The sequence below is a fragment of the Ralstonia condita genome, from assembly GCF_958405655.1.
GTDB lineage: Bacteria > Pseudomonadota > Gammaproteobacteria > Burkholderiales > Burkholderiaceae > Ralstonia > Ralstonia condita.
Genome location: NZ_CATYWO010000002.1, coordinates 412,822 through 432,424, shown reverse-complemented (window position 1 = coordinate 432,424; position 19,603 = coordinate 412,822). Strand labels below are relative to the sequence as shown.

Genomic DNA, 19,603 nt, shown 5'->3' with positions numbered 1-19,603 from the left:
CGAATTCGGCAGGGGTCGTCCGGATGCCTCCCGACGCACGATGCAACGCTTGATTACAACTTGAAACAGCAAGAGCAGCGCGCCTTGACCAGACTCCTGGTACGCGGTCACACGATCGCAACCGACGTCCAGAAAGGAGAAAACATGGTCCGGGTACTGACGATATTACTGGCCGGCGCCACGCTGCTGACGGCCACTGGCTGTGCAGACATGACGGCGCGCCAACGCAATACCGCCCTCGGTGCGGGCATCGGCGGACTGGCCGGCGCGGCCCTGATCGGCGGCCCCGGCGCGACGCTGGGTGGTGCCGCGCTGGGTGGCCTGGTTGGCAACGTATCGACGCGCTGACAACGCCTCGCCCCAACAAGAAACGGACCTGCACGGTCCGTTTTTTTATGCCTGTGCGCGGCTGTGAGTGCGCAGCAGACTTTCGAGCGCCGGCACTTCCAGCGGCCGGCCAAACAGGAAGCCCTGGACTTCGTCGCACGCATGCGCGGCAAGAAACGCCGATTGCTCTGGTGTCTCCACCCCCTCGGCCGTCACAGTCATGTTCAGCGCCCGAGCCATTGCGATGATGGTCTTGGTGAGCACCACGCAGTCGGCCACCGCCGGCACGCCGCTGATGAACGAGCGGTCGATCTTGATGTTATGGATCGGCAGGCTGCGCAGGTACGACAATGACGAGAAGCCGATGCCGAAATCGTCGAGCGAGATGCGCACGCCGCGTGCCGCAAGGCTTGTCAACAGCCGCTGCGTCGAGAGGCGATCAGCCAGCAGCACGCTTTCCGTCAACTCCAGTTCCAGCCGCGAAGGCGTCAGTCCCGATGCCTTGAGAGCCTCGTCCACGTCGCGCTCGATGACGCCGGCATCGCACTGCCGGGCCGAGACATTGACCGAGATGCGTCCCGTGAAGCCAAAATTGCGCTCCCACGCCTGGCCCCTCGCGCATGCCTGCATCAGTGCCCAGCGGCCCAGTTCGAGGATATAGCCCGACTCCTCCGCCACGGCGATGAACTCGGTGGGCGAGACGGCGCCCAGTTCCGGGTCCGACCAGCGCATGAGCGCTTCCACCGCCACGAGTTCGCCCGAAGCCAGCGCGTACTTGGGCTGATAGACCAGCCTCACCTGACCGCGCGCGAGTGCGCGGCGCATGCGCTCGTTCAGGGTGAAGCGGCGCAGTATCTGTGTTTCCAGCGCGCGCGAGTACCGCGTGACGCGGTTGCGGCCGTTCTCCTTGGCGCGATACATGGCGGCTTCGGCACGGCTGACGAGCGTGGAGGCGTCGCCGCCGTCTTCCGGAAACACCGCGATGCCGATGCTGGCCGACAGGTGGACTTCGCGCTCGCCGCCGGTAAACGGTTTGGCCAGCGCGCCGAGCACCTGCAGGGCGAGCGCGTCCGCCGCATCGGGATCGTCGATCGCCACGCTGAACTGGTCGCCGCCCAGCCGCGCCACCAGCGCGCGCTGCCCTGCCTCCGCGCGGATGCGTTGTGCCGCCACATTCAGCACTTGATTGCCGATATGGTGGCCCATTGCCTCATTGACCGTCTTGAAGTGATCCAGCCCGACATATAGCAGCGCCGACTGGCCGGTCGAGGGCAGTGCCAGGCGCGCATCGAGCCGCTCGATGAAAGCAGCGCGATTGGGAAGGCCGGTCAGCGAGTCCTTGGTTTCCAGCAGGCGCAGCTGTTCGTAGGTCGAGCGTTCGGCGGTGATGTCGGTGAAGATGACCAGCACCGCATGCGGCGAGGCGCTGTCGGGCGAGAACATCGGCAGGACCGACTCGCGCAGCCAGACGATCTGCCCGTTACCGGCAGGCACGCCGACGACGACATTGCTGATGGCCCGTCCGGTCCGTGCAGCCAGCGTGGTTGGCCATGCCGCGCGAGGCAGGATTGCACCGTCTTCGCCAAAGACCATGTCGCTCAGGGACATGCGTGGGCGGCCCTTCCAAGATGTGCCTGTGAGGTGGAGGATCTGCGCCGCGCTGCGGTTGTATGAGAGCACGCGCCCGTCAGTGGAAAGCGTGAGCACACCCTCGCTCAGGTGATTGACGACCAGCCGGTACTGATCGCGCAAGTCGCGCGCCTGGCGGTATTCGCTCTCCAGGCGCAGGAGCTTGACCAGGGCGCTGGTGTAGTGGGCGCATGCGCTGCGCAGGATAGCGTCGTCGGGCGTGAGGCGCGCGGGCGCGGCATAGAACAGGCATAGCAGATCGTCGCCCATCGACATGTCGCGTGGCTGCGCCGGAATGCGGCACAGCCACGCGGGCAGCGCGATGCCCAGCGCGCACGTGAGCGTCTCACGCAGGGCGGTTGGTGCATTGGACAGGCGGATCAGTTCGATGGGCGCCAGCGCGCCCAGCAGCGGCGCGACGCGAGCAAGTTCGATATCGACCTCGGGCGCGGTTGCTTCTCCACGGCGTGCAAGTTGCACGCGCGCACCCTGCGTGCCGTAGAGCCTCGCTCGCCCGGAAACGACGCGCACCACCACGCACAGTACGTCCGGTAGTGCCGCCTCAAGCGCGCGCAGCACGGCATGCAGCCGCTCGCCAAGCGACGCCGCTGATGGCAACGTGGACAAAAGATGGTCCAGATGTTCGTGCGGTAGCGCCGCCCCGATGGCTTCTGCACTCAGGACGCGCTCGGCCGGCTTGCCCGGCAGTTGCGCATCGAGCGGCATGGGCAGCCCATGGACGACAACCTGTTGTGCGGGCAGACCATCGAAGCGGGTGGGCGTCACAGTCAGCCGAACGGTCACCGGTTCAGTGGACGCCTCAGGAGACCTCACGGAGGCCAGCCGTGCCGCCGGTGTGGCCGCGACTTCCGGCGCGATGGCGTGAGCTTCGACGGTGCCGGGCGCGGCAGGCGAGGTCGGCGCATCCAGAAAGAAGCGCGAGAAGGGTTCTCCCAGCAGCTCGTCTGCAGAGCGCGCGCGCACCATGCAAACGCCCGCCGCATTGGCGTACACGATGCGGCCCTCGAGAACGACATAGAGGGGCACAGGCAGGCTTTGCGCCGACAGCGGGTAGGAAATCGTCTTGCATCCCACGCTCCAACCAAAGTGTGGCCCACGATATCGCGTGACGCAGGGATCCGCAGGCGACGAAATGGGGGCTGGCCGGCGGAAGTGGAGACCATGACATTCATCATGCGCAAAAGATTCACGCCATGCAAATTGTTAATTTGTGCTGAATACAACACATACCGGGACTGACTGGTCGCCGGGGCGCGGATGGGTCAGGCCCCGGTACAGCCCGTGTTGACCCGTTGACCTGATTGCGGCCAGTGGGTCTCGTCCTGCTTGGACGCGCGAACACTTGGCTGCGGAATCGTTCGATTTGGGGGGGCAACGGCGTCCATCTCAGGGCGCGCATTCATACAGGTGTACCTATCGCCAGAATGAAATCCGCATCGATGCGTTCAATTGGCCTTGGCAGAAAGAATTGCGCCGAGGCAGCAAAATCGAAGGCCTATCCGCACGCCAAATCGCGAAGCAACCGGTAAAACGACACGGTACGGACGCATTGGCCGCTGCCGTGTTGCGCCGCCTGCCAAGACACGCCCCGCTTTGAAAAATCTTCCACAGCAAATCGGCGGGGAATTACTTTGAGCATCAGCGCCCGTCCATTCCAATGTCTTCAGCTTGCGTGTGAACCCCGATTACGCTGGCGGCGCAGCGGCAATGGTCGCCAAACACCGTTGCCAGCAAGGTGCCGGACTTGCGCGAGGGCTGTGAATGCGGCGCTGGAATGCAACGCGGTATCGGTTTGAAGTCAAGTGATGTCGCGCGCGTTAATCCAATGCTTCAATTCGATTTTTGTGGTGGATTGCACAGCATCCGATGTGCGTGAATTGATTGATGCGAGCGCATGTGCTTGATGGACGCTTGCGGTACGGAGGGGCAATGTTGAAAAATCGTTTCTGTTAAGAATAGAATTGATCTAATATCTGACCCACACCAGACTTTATCCGGAGCGTATATGGCGACATACAAGGAATTGATTGCCCAAAAGGCCAAGTTGGAAGAACAGATCGAAACCGCTCGCGCCAAAGAGCTGGAAACCGTGATCCAGCAAGTGCGCCAGACGGTTGCCGAATATGGCCTGACGGTTGAAGACCTGGGCTTGGCGCCGCGTCGCGGTCGCCGTGCCGGTGCCAAGGCGCCGGTCCCTCCCAAGTATCGCGATCCGAAGACAGGTGCAACATGGTCGGGTCGCGGCCGTGCGCCGGCCTGGATCGGCAAGAATCGCGACAAGTTCCTGATCGCCTGATCGCCTGATTGGCGCCCAGCGCGCACGGCAATTGGAAATGGCCCACCTCATGCGGTGGGCCGTTTTCATTGGCGCGCGCCACGATCATTCCGGTATAACGTGCGCATGACGCCCCGCCTGCCTAAATACCTTGAACTGGCCGATCGCATCCGGCTCGACATCCTGCATGGAGCGTTGCCGGCCGGTAGCGTTGCGCCCAGTGAGAACGAAGTGGCTCTGCGCTACGGGGTATCGCGGCTGACGGCGCGCCGTACGCTGAACGAGCTTGCGGCGCGCGGGCTGCTCAAGCGCTCGCGCGGACAACGCAGCGTAGTGCTCGACCGGGTGGGGCCGCATCGGCCGGTACTTTACGCGCCCGGCCAGTCGGATGCGGCGCTCGAGTACACGCCTGGTGCCGTCTATACCGTCAGTGCGTTCCGGCTGGAGCCGGCCGATCACACCGTGGCGGCCGCCCTGGGGCTTGAGCCGGGCGCGCAAGTCGCCTTCGTCGAGCGGCGCGCCCAGGTGGGTGGGCAGCCGGTCATGCTCTTGCGCACGTGGTTGACGTCGCGGCTGGCGGCCATGCTCGAGGCGCGCGACTTCGAGGACCGTCTGTTCGTACAGGTGTTCCAGCGCGCCAACCTGACCATCGCCCGCTCGCGGGAGGCCCCGCTGGCCTGCGTGGCAGATGCCCATCAGGCCGCGCAGCTTGACGTGAAGGCCGGGGTACCGCTGGTGCGCGTGCGCCGCATCGGCTACAGCGTGGCCGACATGCCGATTTCGCTGACGTATTGCGATTTCTCGCCCGATCGCTACACGCGCGAAGTTGACATCCGCGTCCTGCAAAACGACTGATCCGACACTGCGTCAGTCCGGTGCAGAAACCGCGCTACACACCCCTATGCGGGGACTTGTCTGCCTGGGGTATTCAAGCTAGTCTGCGCCCCTTCCCAAGCAAACGTATTCACCCGTGATGCCACGGCCTGCCGGCAGCGTATTGGCACGGCTGTTGCATTCACTCGCGCCGACGCTGCGCGGCAGGTTGAGCCACCCGCCCGCGGAAAGCGCACTCAGCCGATTCAACACAACGGAACCACACGAGGGAGCAATCAATCATGCAATTCAAGCGACGTTTCAAGCTGGCGGTGCTGGCCGCCGCAGCCCTGACCGCGGGCGCGGCCCAGGCACAATCGTCCGTCACGCTCTACGGCCAGGTGGACGCCTGGGCGGGTGCAACCAAGAACTTCGGCCAGGACCGTGCCTGGGGCGTCAATTCCGGCGGCATGTCGACGTCGTACTGGGGCATGAGGGGCAGCGAAGACCTCGGCAACGGCCTGAAGGCGATCTTCACGCTGGAAGCCTTCTTCCGCCCCGACACCGGCAAGGCCGGCCGCTTTGACGGCGACCATTTCTTTGCCCGTAATTCGTTCGTCGGCCTGGAGTCGAACACGTGGGGCTCGGTCAAGCTGGGTCGTAACACCCCGCCGTACTTTGTTTCGACGATCCTGTTTAATCCGTTCATCGATTCGTACACCTTCTCGCCGATGGTGTTCCATACCTACCTCGGCAACGGCCGTACCGGTGCTGCGGGCATTTCGGGGCTGGTGGGCGATTCGGGCTGGGACAACTCGATCATGTACTCGACGCCTGACATGGGTGGCCTGACGGCCAACCTGATCTACGGCGCGGGCGAGCAAGCCGGCCACAACGGTCAGAACAAGTGGGGCGGCAGCCTGCTGTACTTCCGTGGCAACTTTGCAGCCACGGCGGCGTTCCAGCAGGTGCGCTTCGATGGCGCGCCTGGCGACCTGAACAGCCTGGTGGCTGGCTTTGCGCGCCAGACGGCGGGGCAGTTGGGTGCTACCTACGACTTTGGCGTGGTCAAGCTGTACGGCCAATACCAGTACATCAAGAACACGATCAGCACCGGCGACGCCAAGAGCAACGGCGGCCAGCTCGGCGTGTCGATTCCGGTGGGCCCGGGCAGCGTCCTGGCGTCGTACGCGTACACCAAAACGACGGGCGCGGCAGACGTCAAGCGCAACACCTGGGCGGTCGGCTATGACTATTCGCTGTCCAAGCGCACCGATGTGTATGCAGCGTACTTCCGAGACAAGGTGTCCGATCTGTCGTCGGCTGATACGTTCGGCGTGGGCGTCCGCGCAAAGTTCTAAATCTTTTGCTTTCCTTGTCGCCGCCCGCATGTCGACAGTGCGGGTGGGTGCTTCCAGCGGTGCCCCACCAGGGGCGCCGCTTTTTTGTGATGCGGCGGCGATGGAAAAAGCGTCAGCCGGTACGCGCCAGGCGCAGAGGCGGCTCGGCCAGCTGCGGGTGATTCAACAGCATCGCGCCGCGCTGCGTGGCGACGAATACGGCCTCGGTGCGGCTGCGGACTTCCAGCCGGCGATAGAGCGCGTTGATATGCGCCTTGGCCGTCGCTTCCGAAATGCCGAGCATGCGGCTGATGGTTTTGACGGGGTGTCCGCGTGAGAGCAATACCAGGATCTCGTATTGGCGCTGGGTGAGTCCGAGCATTGCGCAATCGTTGTTCCCGCCGGGCGATGCCGCGGCAATGGCCTCTGGCCGGGCGAGCACGACGGAGGCCGGCACATAACGCCCGCCTGCCAATACCAGTTCCAATGCCGCTGCGATCAATTTGCCGGAATAGCTTTTCAGCAGATACGCTGAAACATTCAACTGCATGAGCGCGCGCACATGCGCGGCGGAGTCCGTTTCACCCAGCACGGCGATATGCCTCGGGCGCGGCTGTTGCAGCAGCCGGGAAAGGGCCGGCACATCGTCGATACCCGGTATGGGCAGGCCGACCAGCGCCAGTTCGGCGTCCGCATGCGCCGCCAGATTTTCGAAGAGGGTCTCGTCCGGCTCGACACTGACGACCTCGGAAATGGCCGGCAGGGACTGCAAAACATGGGTTGCGCCAGCACGCACCAAAGGGTGGGCCTCGACTACGATTGATTTCACTGCGCCGCCTGTCTGGTTATGGTTGTTTGCCCATTTCCGGAATCAGCTGGTGCTACGTCGATTTGGATCGGCGCGATCCAAACCAATACAGACGTTGCTGGTAGAAATGCAACGGCGCGCGGTTTCGGTATGTTTCCCCGTTCAACCGGTGGTCACCTGGGTAAGGTGCCGCCGGGCCAAAACCTTGGCACGCCGTTCAGGCGCAATTTCCTTCCGGTTTTCTTGTTTATGTCGCCAGGCGCGGAGGATTAACCCCGCCAAAATCCGCAGAATAAATCCCCAGCATGCTTGTTGCACCCATCAATGGGATGTAAACCCTTTTATCTACCCGGATGGACGCGTGTACTAGGCCCCTCTATAGATAGCAGGATCAGAGGGCAGCAGCTAGCCCCACTTCACGCGCATTGACGTGCACGGAAGGCGGCGTACAGCAGCAGGAGGGCGCGTCGAGGCTTACTGCGCAACCACCGAGAAGCGCGGCATCGACAGCGGTTGCTTGCCATCCCGGCCATAGGGCGTGCCGCCGCCGTTGTTGGCCGCATGCAGCACGGACAGCGCATTCTGCGTGGCGCGCAGGCGCAGGTCGATGAGGGTGCCGTTTTCGATATTGCGCTGGCGCAGGGTGCGTGCGAGCGCGAGATTCTCGTCGAAGAGGCGGCTGGCGGTGTCGTCCGAGCGGAGGTATTTGACCAGCCCATACGGGTCGGCGCCGCCATGCTGCGCCCACCAGAGGCGGCGCTCGCGATCGGCTTCGCCCAGGGCGGTGAGCTGCTTCTGCTTGGTCTGCGTGATGCGCTCGAGTTCGGCCATGTCGCCGTCGCGCAACGCCTGCGCTTCGGCCTCCAGCGTCTGGGTGGCGGCGCGCAGCAGTTCCTGTTCGTCGGCGAGGGTGCGGATCAGAAGAGTGTTGTCCATGGCTACTGCCTCCAGCAGGGTAGCTTGGGCAGCCGCCGGCTGGCATACCGCCCCGCCGCAGTCAGCCCGTGTGGGCCGGCGGCGTCATCAGAATTGGGGGACGGAAGACGGGAAGCTCCCGTCAGACCTTCTTGGATCGCGTGGAGAGCAGCGATTGCGCGGCGGAAAGCGCCGCATCGGCGATCTTGCCGGCGTCCATCTTGAGCGTGCCGCTCTGGATGGCGCTGCGGATCTGCTCGACGCGCGCGGCGTCGAAGTCGCCGCTGCCCACCTGGCGCGAGACGCGTTGGACCGATAGCGACGGGGTGTCGCCACTGTGGCGCGCCGAGCCCGAGGCCGCGGTGCTGGCCGGAGTCGTGCTCGCGGCACGCGTCGACCCGGACGTGGCGTCCTTGGTCGGCACGGCGGCCGGTGCGTTGTTGACGATATGGTTGATTTTCACGGGTGTCTCCGAAGAGCGCGTTCATCCTAACACCCATATCGGCCAACCCCGACCCAAACTTTAGCGGGGAACATCGACGGATCATCACACTGTGCAAGTGATTAATTCGTCTCAAAACTGAATGGCAACCACGCCAACAGACTGCGCGATGCCCGAAACGACGTTGCCGTTGGCGGTCCGTACCTGCGCAACCTGGCCCACTGCGGCCTGATTCAGGGCGCGCCCGTCGCTTGTAACCTGGAAGCCACCCCCTTCAGCGACAAGCTTGACGGTCTGGCCGGCTTGCACGGCAATCGGCAGGCGCAGGCTTTCGGCGCGCAGCGGCTGGTTGGCCGCCACGCTGGTCACGAGCACGCGGCCGACCACGTCGGCGGGTTGCTGCACCACGGAGGGCGGCAGCATGGACAGGTCGCCGGTACGGGCTTCGAGATCGCCCATGTCGAGCGTCTTGCCGGGCGACAGTTGATGCGAGGCCACGTAATACGTTCCCGTGATCTGGATGGTGGCCGGGACCCATGCCGCCCAGGCATGCGGGGAGCGGCAGCGGACCCCCACTTGTATACGGCCGCGCAGGCGGTTGGCGGCCGGCAGCATCAGGTCGATCTGGTCGCACGGCTGGTTGGCAATGCGCGGGTCGACCGGGCCGACCTCTACGGATGCGCGCGGCGCGCCTGCGTCATTCGTGCCACCCAGGATGTCCAGTTGCGATTGCAACTGCTGCTGAATCTGCATCTGGATCGCGTTCGGACCCTGAATGGTCGTGGTGGCGGGCTGGATACCTTGAGCGGGCGTGTGCAGGTTGGCGGCCGCCGGCGGGTAGCCGACCCGCACCATGCCCTGGGCGCGCGCCAGGATCGGATGGGCGAGGCTTGCCAGCAGCGCCAGCGCCAGAACGGTCAGGATTCCGCGCCCGCGCGCGGCCGCCCCCACGGCCGTGGCGCCTGATCGGGTCGGGGGGTGCGCGCTGCGTGCAAACCGCGTGGACATGGAAAGCCCTCCATCAAAAGTCCGGTGAAGTGTAGCCACGCGTGTGCGAGGGCCAAATGCGGAAATGTCGGTCAATCCCCCCCTTATTCGGACGAATGCGCTTGCGCACCGGCCCCTAGACTTTGCAACGTGGTGAAGTCCCTGGCGTTGCGCGGTGTGTGCTCTTTGCTCGCGCGACCTGCCCCGGCGGCTGTTTTCCCGACGGCCCCCGGATCCGCAGACAGGCTTTCGCCACTGAGGCTGCATGACGGCAACTCAGCAACAAGCGGTTTGGGAGACGGCATTGGCGGTTTTGAAGGGGCCGCCAATGCCGGTGTCTCGGTCCCACGGCATTCGAAACACGAACCCGGCGGGTGGCGCAAGCAATCACGCGCCACGCGCGAGGAATGGCAAACATGGTCGACAAGCTGGATCAGTTGTTCGGTTTTCAGGAGCAGGCACTGCGGCTGCGCTCGCAGCGGCATCAGATTCTGGCCTCGAACATCGCCAACGCCGACACGCCCAACTACAAGGCGCGCGACTTCGATTTCCAGTCGGCGCTGCAGAAGGCGGTCGGCCAGCAAAGCGGTAACAGCCTGCCGATGACGGCAACGGCTGCAGGCCATCTGACGGTTGACGGCGCGCCGGCCGGTGAAGTGGCGCTGATGCAGGCTTCGCTGTCGCAGCAGACCAAGGCGCTGCAGGGCGACGTGCAGTACCGCACGTCGCAGCAGCCGTCCATCGATGGCAATACGGTGGACATGGACGGCGAGCGCATGCGCTTCGCCGACAACACGGTGCGTTACGAGGCAGACCTGAACATCGTGACGCAGAAGATCAAGTCGATGCTGGCGGCCATTCAGAGCAGCTAGCGCGGCGCAATAGGCAAGACGATCGCGCAGCAGTCAGGCGCGGCGAGAAAGAGGGGCGGGAGTGATGCGGCGCCCCGGGCCAGGCTGATCTGGCCCGGAGAGCGCCCACACAACAACGGACGCAGTCCGGAAACAGCTTTAAGACAGCGGAACCAACATGTCGCTATTCAAGGTGATGGATGTGGCTGGCAGCGCGCTCACCGCGCAGTCCAAGCGCATGAACGTCGTAGCCTCCAACCTGGCCAATGCCGAGAGCGTGACGGGCCCGAACGGAACGGCTTACCGTGCCAAGCAGGTGGTGTTCACGCCCGTACAGGAGTCTGACGACTACGCCACCGGCGTGTCGGTCGACCGGGTGGTGGAAGACACCGTCACGCCCATGAAGCGCATGCATCAGCCGGGCAACCCCCTGGCCGACGCCGACGGCTACGTGACCATGCCGAACGTCGATGTGGTCGACGAGATGGTCAACATGATTTCCGCTTCGCGTTCGTACCAGGCCAACGTGGAAGTCGCCAATACCACCAAGACGATGGCCGCCAAGGCACTGACCCTGGGTCAGTAAGCGGCGCCAGCCCGACCGAGACACGCGAGACACGATCATGACCGTCACTTCCGCCACCAGCACCCCCAGCACGAATACCAGCAACAACCTGTCCATCACCAGCGGCACCGATCTGCAGAACACGTTCATGCAGCTTCTGGTTGCGCAGCTGCAGAACCAGGATCCGCTCAATCCGATGGACAACTCGCAGATGACCTCGCAGCTGGCGCAGATCAACACGGTGAACGGTATCCAGCAGTTGAACACCACGATGTCGAGCATGGCCACACAGAACGCCGCCACGCAGGCGTCGTCGCTGATCGGGCGTACCGTGCAGGTGCCGTCCTCCACGCTGACGCTTGCCTCGGGCTCGGCGAACTTCGGCATCTCGGTGCCCAACGGCGCCGACGACGTGGTCGTGACGATCAAGGACGCGAGCGGCAACACCGTCCGCAAGGTCGATCTTGGCGGCATGAGCGCCGGCTCGGGCAACTACACCTGGAACGGCAAGAACGACAGCGGTACCTCGGTGGCGGACGGCACTTACAGCATTTCGGTGTCCGCCACGCTGGGTGGCAAGGCAGCCACGGCCAACGCCCTTGGCGCTGACAAGGTCACGGGCGTGACCATCACCAACGGCACGACGCAACTGCAACTGGCCTCGGGCAATACGGCCAAGCTGTCGGACGTCACCACCATTCAATAACGGGTCGAACCCGCTTTTCATCTTCCACGGGAGAACACTATGGGATTCCAGCAAGGCCTGAGCGGTCTCGACGCCGCCTCCAAAAACCTCGACGTGATCGGCAGCAACGTCGCCAATGCCAACACGGTCGGCTACAAGAAATCGACCGCGGAATTTGGCGACGTGTATGCGCGCTCGCTGGTGGGCGCGTCCGACAACCAGGTCGGGCAGGGCGTGGAAGTGACCAGGGTGTCGCAGTCGTTCACGCAGGGTAACGTGACCATTACCGGCAACCCGCTGGATATCGCCATCAACGGCACGGGTTTCTATCGCATGGTCGATACGGCAAGCGGCCAGGTGTCGTATTCGCGTAACGGCCAGTTCCAGACCGACAAGAACGGCTACATCATTTCTGCCACCGGCCAGAACCTGACCGGTTACGGCGTGGACTCGACCGGCAAGGTCAACACCGCCGTGCTGACCAACCTGCAGATTCCGGTCAACGACCTGGCCCCGCTCGCGACCACCAACACGGCGTTCGGCATCAACCTCGACGCTGCAGCGACCGCACCGACCACCACGCCGTTCTCGCCCACCAACTCGGCCACGTTCAACCATTCCGTGTCGGAACAGGTGTATGACGGCACGGGAACGGCGCACATGCTCACCAACTACTACGTGCGTACCGCGACAGGCTGGGATGTGTACTCGCAGGTGGATGGCAACAACCCCACCGGCGGCAACCCGGTGACGACGCTCACGTTCAACAGCAACGGCCAGTTGACCTCGACGCCCAGCAAGATCGCCGTGTCGTTTGCCGGCATGAGCATCGCCAGCATGGACTTCACGGGCACCACGCAGTACGGCGGCGGCTACAACGACACCGCGCCCGGCGTCACGCAGGACGGCTACGCCACGGGCCGCCTGGCCAGCTACTCGGTTGGCACCGACGGCACCATCACGGCGCGCTACTCCAACGGCCGTACCGCCACGCTGGGCCAGATCGCGATGGCCAACTTCAAGGCGCCGGAAGGCCTGCAGAACATCGGCGGCAACCAGTGGGTCGAGACGTCCAACTCGGGCGCCCCCAACCTCGGGACGCCGGGCATGGGCTCGTTTGGTCTGCTGCAGTCCTCCGCGGTGGAGCAATCCAACGTGGATCTGAGCCAGGAACTGGTGAACATGATCATCGCGCAGCGCTCGTACCAGGCCAACGCACAGACCATCAAGACGCAGGACACCATCCTGCAGACCTTGGTGACCATGTAATCGTCTGACCGCCCACCAAGGAGCCTTGCATGGATCGCTCGATCTACGTATCGATGACTGGCGTGAAGCACCTGTTCGACCAACAGGCGGCCAGCGCAAACAACCTTGCCAACGCCAGCACCACCGGCTTCAAGGCGCAGATCGATGCGTTCCATACGGTGGGCGTGCAGGGCGACGGTTCGCCCACGCGCAGCTTCGTGATGGCCTCGGCCATCGGCACGGACGTGACACCCGGCCCGATCGAGACCACCGGTCGTGCGCTGGATGTGGCCATCGACGGGCAAGGCTACTTTGCCGTACAAGCCCCCGATGGCACCGAGGCCTATACGCGTGCGGGTACGTTCCAGCTGAACCCCGATGGCACCATCGTGACGCTGTCTGGCCAGCCGGTGATGGGCGATGGTGGCCCGATCACCCTGCCGCCCAACACGACGGTGCAGTTCGCCAAGGACGGCACGGTCAATGCGATCAGTGCCGACAACGTGACGCCGCCTGTGTCTCTCGGTCGGCTGAAGCTGGTCAGCATCGATCCTTCCAACCTTGACCGCGGCACCGACGGCCTGTTCCGCCAGCGCGACGGACAGGATGCCGACGTGAACGAAAACGTACGCATCACGCCTGGGGCACTGGAAGGCAGCAACGTGAACCTCACCGACTCGCTCGTCAACATGATCGAGATTTCGCGCCAGCTCGAGATGCAGATGAAATCGCTGCAGACGAGCGACACGAATGCCCAGTCGGCCAATGAACTGCTGCGCCACGCCTGACGGCGGGCCTGATTTGAATTAACCAAGGACTCGAACATGATTCGCTCCCTGTGGATTTCCAAGACCGGGATGGACGCCCAGCAATCGCAGCTGGATGTCATCTCGAACAACCTGGCGAACGTCAACACGACCGGCTTCAAGCGCTCGCGCGCCGTGTTCGAAGACCTGCTGTATCAGAACGTGCGCGAGCCGGGTGCGCAGTCGTCGCAGCAGACGACGCTGCCCTCGGGCATGCAGATCGGTACCGGCGTGCGCATCGTGGCCACCGAGCGCCTGCACACCCAGGGCAACCTGCAGCAGACCGGCAATGCGACCGACGTGGCCATCAACGGCAACGGCTTCTTCCAGGTGCAGATGCCTGACGGCACGCTGGCCTACACGCGTGACGGCAGCTTCCAGGTCAACGCCCAGGGTCAGCTGGTGACGTCCAGCGGCTACCCGATCCAACCGGCCATCACCGTGCCGCAGAACGCCACGAGCTTCTCGGTCGGCAAGGACGGTGTGGTGACGGTGACCACGCCGGGCTCGGTCAACAACACGCAGGTGGGTACGTTTCAGCTGGCCAACTTCATCAACCCGGCCGGCCTGCGCAGCATGGGCGAGAACCTGTATGCCGAGACCGAAGCGTCCGGCACCGCCAACCTGGCCAACCCGGGATCGAACGGCGTGGGCGTGCTCAACCAGAACTACGTGGAAACGTCCAACGTGAACGTGGTGGAAGAGATGGTCAACATGATCCAGACGCAGCGCGCGTACGAGATCAACAGCAAGTCGGTGCAGACCTCCGACCAGATGCTGGAGAAGCTGTCGCAGCTCTAAGCTGGGCGGCGTTGTTTTCAAGGAAGTTCTGCGATGCATACCCCCCCGGTTTACTCGCCCACGCACAGCGGCCGCGCTGTGTCCCGGTTACGGATGGTTCGACTCGCCGTGCTCGGCACGGCCGCCTTGCTGGCCACGGCGTGCGGCATGCTGCCACCGCCGGCGCCGATCGTGCAGGGCCCGACCACCGCGCGCCCGCCGATGCCGGTGATGGCGCCGCGCCAGAACGGGGCGATCTACCAGGAGGTGGCGTCGGGCAGCGGAGGCTTCCGGGGCATGTTCGAAGACCGCCGTGCACATATGGTCGGCGACACCATCACCATCGTCATCACCGAGAACACGGCGGCCAGCAAGCAGACCTCCGGCAGCGTCAACCGCACCGGCAGCATGAGCGCTTCGGTGCCGACCTTCGCCGGCATGAACGCGGGCGTGCTGTCGCTGCTCGGTGTGTCGGCAAGCGACACCAACAAGTTCGACAGCAAGGGCGCCAATGGCGCGCAGAACAACTTCACCGCCACGATCACCGTGACGGTCGTGGAGGTCCTCTCCAACGGCAACCTGGTGGTGAGCGGCGAAAAGCAGATGGCCGTGGGCCAGGGCACCGAGTCGATCAAGTTCTCGGGCGTGGTCAACCCCACCACCGTCAACAACCAGAACACCGTGCTGTCCACCCAGGTGGCGGACGCACGCATGGAATATCGCGGCACGGGCTATGTGGCCGAGTCGCAGCAGATGGGCTGGCTGTCGCGGTTCTTCCTGACCGTGTCGCCGTTCTGAGGAAGCTGCCATGAATTTGCATCGCATCATCGGCGCGGCCCTGGTGGCACTGAGCGCGATTTCGGCGGTTGTTCCGACCACGGCACATGCTGACCGCATCAAGGATCTGACCACCGTTGCCGGCGTACGCGACAACGCGCTGATCGGTTACGGCCTCGTCGTCGGCCTGGACGGCAGCGGCGACCAGACCACGCAAACGCCGTTCACGATCCAGAGCTTCAACAACATGCTCACGCAGTTCGGCATCAACGTGCCGGCCGGGGCGAGCATCCAGCTCAAGAACACGGCTGCCGTGGTGGTGACGGCCACGCTGCCGGCGTTCGTACGGCCTGGCCAGACGATTGACGTGACGGTGTCTTCCATCGGTAACGCCAAGAGCCTGCGCGGCGGCACGCTGCTGCTCACGCCGCTCAAGGGTGTGGACGGTCAGCTCTACGCGCTGGCACAGGGCAATGTCGTGATTGGCGGCGCAGGCGCGGCAGCCAATGGCAGCAAGGTACAGATCAATCAGCTCGGCGCTGGCCGCATCGCCAACGGGGCAACGGTGGAACGTGCCGTGCAGGCCTCGGTGGGTGAGGCCGGCAGCATTCAGCTCGACACTGGCACGACCGATTTCGGCACGGTGCAGAACATCGTCAACGCGATCAACAAGCAGTTTGGCATGGACACCGCGCAGGCCGCCGACGGCCGCACGATCAACGTGCGCGCACCGGCGCTCGCCTCCGACCGCGTCGGGTTTGTTGCCAAGCTGCAGAACATCGAAGTCACGCCAGCGCTGGCTGCGGCACGCGTAGTGGTGAACGCTCGCACCGGCTCGGTCGTGATGAACCAGCTCGTCAAGCTTGAACCCTGCGCGGTGGCCCATGGCAATCTCTCGGTCACCATCAGCACCGAACCGGTCGTGAGCCAGCCTGCGCCGTTCTCGCAAGGCCGGACCGTGGCCGCGGCACGCTCGAACATCGAGGTCAAGCAACAGGGAGGGAGCCTCATCAACGTGAAGGGCGGTACCAACCTGGCAGATGTGGTCAAGGCCATCAATGCGATCGGCGCCAACCCGCAAGACCTCATCTCGATCCTGCAGGCGATGAAGGCGGCCAACGCGCTGCGCGCCGACCTGGAAATCATCTGACGCGGGGGAGGCCAAGATGAACCCGACCGACCTCACCGGCCGTCTGGCGCTCGATTCCAAGGGTTTCGAGTCGCTCAAGCAGGCGGCGCGTACGGACCCGACCGGCGCAGCCAAAACCGTCGCCAAGCAGTTCGACGCGATCTTCGTGAACATGATGCTCAAGCAGATGCGCGATGCGTCGCCGCAGACTGGGCTGCTCGATTCGTCGTCGAGCAAGATGTACACGTCGATGCTTGACCAGCAGCTCTCGCAGACCATGGCCGCGCGCGGCGTGGGCGTGGCGGATCAACTGCTGAAGCAGATGCTGCGCCAGGCCAACCGAGTGAACCCGGATGCCGGAGGGCCGGTGAATACAGCCCTGTCGGGCACGACGGCAACGAATACCGCGCTGCCCGGCGCGGGCGGCTCTGCCACCGACGCGGCCAAGGCGATCGCGCGCTCGTCGCTCAACAGCATGGCGGCATCTGCCGCCTCCGGCGTGGAAGACGATGGCTCGGGGATCAGCACCGTGCCGCGACCGGGCCTGGAAGCGCGCGTGCAGCGCGCGTTGGCTGCCCTGCGCAAGCAGGCCGAAGCCGAAAGCAACACCGCCAGCGCACCGCCCGACGTGGATCTGTCCACCGTGGCATCCGAGCCGCGCGGCGAACGCATGACGAGCTTCTACAACAAGCTGATCGGCCACGCCACGCAGGCGGCGCAGGAAACGGGGATTCCGGCCAACTTCATGATCGGCCACGCCGCGCTGGAGAGCGGCTGGGGGCGCCGCGAGATCCATGCCAAGGACGGCAGCAACACGCACAACCTGTTCGGCATCAAGGCTGGCGGATCATGGACGGGCAAGACGGCCGAGGTGACCACCACCGAATACGTCGGCGGCGTCGCGCACAAGGTCAAGGAGAAGTTCCGTGCGTACGGCTCGTATGCGGAAGCCTTCAAGGACTACGCGAACCTGCTGGCCAACAACCCGCGCTACAGCCATGTCGTGGCGGCGGGCAACGGCAACGACGCGGCTTCATTCGCCAAGGGCCTGCAGCGGGCGGGCTATGCGACCGATCCGAATTACGCCAACAAGATCATGGCGGTGCTCAGACAGATCGTTTGAAGTTGATTCTTGATCACATTTAATTGCGTCGGCCGACTCAAGTTTGTCCTGAGCCGGCCGATGTTGTTTCCAGGGCCCATCCCGGCGGTATCGTGCCGCCCGCACAGAGACAACCATGAGCAGCTCCCTCCTGAACATTGGCGCGACCGGCCTGCGGGTTGCCGATATCAACTTGCAGGTGACCGGCAACAACATTGCCAACGCGAATACTCCAGGCTATTCGCGGCAGGAAGCCGTGCAGACGGAGAATATTCCGCTATACGCGGGCGTTGGCTATCTGGGCCAGGGTGCCAATGTCACGACCGTCAAGCGCATCTACGATCAGTTTCTGACCGCGCAGGTGCAGAACGGCCAGGCCGCCACGAGCGCGGCTGACCAGCTCAATAGCCTCCTTTCGGGGTTGAGCAAATACGTGTCGGACTCCAACAGTGGCCTCAGTTCGGCGCTCACCAGTTTTTTCAATGGCGCCGATGGGCTGGCCTCCAACCCATCCAGCACGACTGCGCGTCAGGTGTTTCTGAACGGGGCATCCGGTCTGCAGAGCCGCTTCAATTCCATTGCCGGGCAGCTGAATGCGTTGTCCGGGCAGGTGAATACGCAGGTGCAGACGCAGATCAGCTCCGTCAACGGCACCGCCCAGCAGATCGCCGCCCTGAATGACCAGATTGCCAAGGCTGAGGCCTCCACCGGTCAGCCTGCGAACGATCTGCGTGACCAGCGCGATCAGCTTGTCCAGACGCTGAACCAGTCGATCAAGGCGAGCGTGGTGCAGACCGGCGACGGGCAATACAACATCTACGTCGGCAACGGCCAGGCGTTGGTGCAGGGCAACCAGAGTTATCAGCTGACGGCAGTGCCGTCGGAGTACGACCCGACGCAACTGTCGGTGGGCTACAAGAGTCCGGCTGGTACGGTCACCATCGATGACAGCCAACTGGGCGGTGGCGCGCTGGGCGGGCTGATGGATTTCCGCCGCAACACGCTCATTCCGGCGCAAAACAGCCTCGGCCGTCTCGCCGCAGCCGTGTCGGCCGACGTAAACACGCAGAACAAGCTGGGCATGGATGCCAACGGAAACCTGGGTACCGATCTGTTCTCGGTGGCCGGGCCCAGCGTTGCAGCCAGCAGCAACAACACCGGCAGCGCCACCCTCACGGCCAGCATCACCAACGCCAACGCGGGCCAGGGTTACGACTACCAGGTCAAGTACCAGGGCGGCGCCTACACCATCTCGCACTATCCGGACGGCTCTGCGTCTCAGACCGTGACGAGCTGGCCGACCATCATCGACGGCGTCACGCTCAACCTGTCGGGCACGATGAACAGCGGCGACTCCTTCCTCGTGCGTCCGACCGCCGACGCCGCCGCCACGATGCAGACGCTGACCACCGATTATCACGACGTGGCGGCCGCCACGCCGGTGGTGCTCACCCAGGGCAGCAACAACACGGGTAGCGCAGCAGTGTCGTCCCTCAGTGTGAACAGCACGTACGCCAGTTCGCCGCTCACGTCGCCGATCAGCCTGACCTACAGTTCGGCGGTGGGCGGGTCACTCTCGGGCTTTCCGAGCACCGTGACGGTGACTGCCAACGGCACGTCCACCACCTACACCGGCGGCACCGCACCTTACACGCAGGGCGCGACGTACGTTTTCAACGGCGTGCAGATGACGCTCTCCGGCACGCCCGGCAACGGCGATACCTTCACCATCTCGGCCAATACGGCCAACAGTACCGACAACGGCAACGCCAGTGCGCTTGCCAGTCTGCGCAACGCCACGCTGCTCGACGGTGGCACCGCCTCCATCGGTACGGCCTGGAACAGTCTGGTCACGCAGGTGGGTGTGCAGGCCAACACGGCCGGTACCAATCTGACGTCGCAGAAGGCGCTGCTGGCAAGCTCGACGTCGCAGCAGCAATCCGTCTCGGGCGTCAATCTGGATGATGAAGCGATGAACCTGATGAAGTACCAGCAGGCCTATCAGGCAGCGGCCAAGGTCATGCAGACGGCCAATTCGCTGTTCGATTCGCTGCTGTCGATCGCCAACGGCTGATCGCGCCACTGAAGAATCACGCCAGACTG

General features: G+C 64.1%; 19 protein-coding genes. 14 read left to right on the top strand and 5 right to left on the bottom strand.

Annotation, left to right across the window (positions count from 1 at the left end; all coding sequences use genetic code 11):
* The first annotated feature begins 144 nt into the window (after positions 1-144).
* Positions 145-348: a YMGG-like glycine zipper-containing protein gene (locus tag R2N03_RS08555; RefSeq protein ID WP_012430759.1), complete on the top strand. Its 204-nt coding sequence runs from the start codon at positions 145-147 to the stop codon at positions 346-348.
* Positions 349-393: 45 nt separating this feature from the next.
* Here the strand turns inward: R2N03_RS08555 and R2N03_RS08550 are convergent, their stop codons facing one another.
* Positions 394-3,051, bottom strand: a complete 2,658-nt coding sequence (locus tag R2N03_RS08550) for a putative bifunctional diguanylate cyclase/phosphodiesterase (protein WP_316657237.1) — start codon at positions 3,049-3,051, stop codon at positions 394-396.
* A gap of 931 nt (positions 3,052-3,982) precedes the next feature.
* On the opposite strand from R2N03_RS08550, the gene R2N03_RS08545 reads away from it, so the two are divergent.
* From R2N03_RS08545 to R2N03_RS08535, 3 genes are all read left to right on the top strand, one after another.
* Positions 3,983-4,273, top strand: a complete 291-nt coding sequence (locus R2N03_RS08545; protein WP_012430757.1) for an H-NS histone family protein — start codon at positions 3,983-3,985, stop codon at positions 4,271-4,273.
* A gap of 105 nt (positions 4,274-4,378) precedes the next feature.
* The gene (locus tag R2N03_RS08540; RefSeq protein WP_012430756.1) at positions 4,379-5,107 is read left to right on the top strand and encodes a GntR family transcriptional regulator; all 729 of its coding nucleotides are present in this window, start codon (positions 4,379-4,381) and stop codon (positions 5,105-5,107) included.
* A 260-nt stretch (positions 5,108-5,367) separates the two neighbouring features.
* Positions 5,368-6,426: a porin gene (locus R2N03_RS08535; protein ID WP_012430755.1), complete on the top strand. Its 1,059-nt coding sequence runs from the start codon at positions 5,368-5,370 to the stop codon at positions 6,424-6,426.
* Between the two features lie 112 nt (positions 6,427-6,538).
* Here R2N03_RS08535 and R2N03_RS08530 read toward each other — a convergent pair whose 3' ends face one another.
* The 4 genes from R2N03_RS08530 to flgA form a co-directional block, all read right to left on the bottom strand.
* The gene (locus R2N03_RS08530; RefSeq protein ID WP_316657236.1) at positions 6,539-7,234 is read right to left on the bottom strand and encodes a LuxR C-terminal-related transcriptional regulator; all 696 of its coding nucleotides are present in this window, start codon (positions 7,232-7,234) and stop codon (positions 6,539-6,541) included.
* A 453-nt stretch (positions 7,235-7,687) separates the two neighbouring features.
* Positions 7,688-8,149 carry a flagella synthesis protein FlgN gene (locus R2N03_RS08525; RefSeq protein ID WP_012430753.1) on the bottom strand — a complete coding sequence of 154 codons (462 nt, stop codon included), beginning with the start codon at positions 8,147-8,149 and terminating at the stop codon, positions 7,688-7,690.
* A 121-nt stretch (positions 8,150-8,270) separates the two neighbouring features.
* A complete protein-coding gene (gene flgM / locus R2N03_RS08520) occupies positions 8,271-8,591 on the bottom strand; it encodes a flagellar biosynthesis anti-sigma factor FlgM (protein WP_012430752.1) in 321 nt (106 codons plus the stop codon).
* Between the two features lie 111 nt (positions 8,592-8,702).
* Entirely contained in the window at positions 8,703-9,578 is an 876-nt protein-coding gene (flgA, locus tag R2N03_RS08515; RefSeq protein ID WP_316657235.1) for a flagellar basal body P-ring formation chaperone FlgA, read from the bottom strand.
* A 395-nt stretch (positions 9,579-9,973) separates the two neighbouring features.
* Here flgA and flgB point away from each other — a divergent pair, with 395 nt between their 5' ends.
* The 10 genes from flgB (at position 9,974) to flgK (ending at position 19,574) form a co-directional block, all read left to right on the top strand.
* On the top strand, positions 9,974-10,429 hold the full coding sequence (flgB, locus tag R2N03_RS08510) for a flagellar basal body rod protein FlgB (RefSeq protein WP_316657234.1): 456 nt from the start codon (positions 9,974-9,976) through the stop codon (positions 10,427-10,429).
* A 157-nt stretch (positions 10,430-10,586) separates the two neighbouring features.
* The gene (gene flgC, locus R2N03_RS08505) at positions 10,587-10,994 is read left to right on the top strand and encodes a flagellar basal body rod protein FlgC (RefSeq protein ID WP_012430749.1); all 408 of its coding nucleotides are present in this window, start codon (positions 10,587-10,589) and stop codon (positions 10,992-10,994) included.
* A 37-nt stretch (positions 10,995-11,031) separates the two neighbouring features.
* Positions 11,032-11,679, top strand: coding sequence for a flagellar hook assembly protein FlgD (locus tag R2N03_RS08500; protein ID WP_316657233.1), 648 nt, complete (start codon positions 11,032-11,034; stop codon positions 11,677-11,679).
* 39 nt (positions 11,680-11,718) lie between these two features.
* Positions 11,719-12,927, top strand: a complete 1,209-nt coding sequence (gene flgE, locus R2N03_RS08495) for a flagellar hook protein FlgE (protein WP_012430747.1) — start codon at positions 11,719-11,721, stop codon at positions 12,925-12,927.
* 29 nt (positions 12,928-12,956) lie between these two features.
* Positions 12,957-13,694: a flagellar basal-body rod protein FlgF gene (gene flgF / locus R2N03_RS08490; protein ID WP_012430746.1), complete on the top strand. Its 738-nt coding sequence runs from the start codon at positions 12,957-12,959 to the stop codon at positions 13,692-13,694.
* A gap of 36 nt (positions 13,695-13,730) precedes the next feature.
* Positions 13,731-14,513, top strand: coding sequence for a flagellar basal-body rod protein FlgG (flgG, locus tag R2N03_RS08485; protein ID WP_012430745.1), 783 nt, complete (start codon positions 13,731-13,733; stop codon positions 14,511-14,513).
* Positions 14,514-14,546: 33 nt separating this feature from the next.
* Positions 14,547-15,290, top strand: a complete 744-nt coding sequence (locus tag R2N03_RS08480) for a flagellar basal body L-ring protein FlgH (protein WP_316657232.1) — start codon at positions 14,547-14,549, stop codon at positions 15,288-15,290.
* A gap of 10 nt (positions 15,291-15,300) precedes the next feature.
* Positions 15,301-16,419: a flagellar basal body P-ring protein FlgI gene (locus tag R2N03_RS08475; protein ID WP_316657231.1), complete on the top strand. Its 1,119-nt coding sequence runs from the start codon at positions 15,301-15,303 to the stop codon at positions 16,417-16,419.
* 16 nt (positions 16,420-16,435) lie between these two features.
* Positions 16,436-17,521, top strand: a complete 1,086-nt coding sequence (gene flgJ, locus R2N03_RS08470) for a flagellar assembly peptidoglycan hydrolase FlgJ (protein WP_316657230.1) — start codon at positions 16,436-16,438, stop codon at positions 17,519-17,521.
* 115 nt (positions 17,522-17,636) lie between these two features.
* Entirely contained in the window at positions 17,637-19,574 is a 1,938-nt protein-coding gene (gene flgK, locus R2N03_RS08465; RefSeq protein ID WP_012430741.1) for a flagellar hook-associated protein FlgK, read from the top strand.
* Positions 19,575-19,603: the final 29 nt, after the last annotated feature.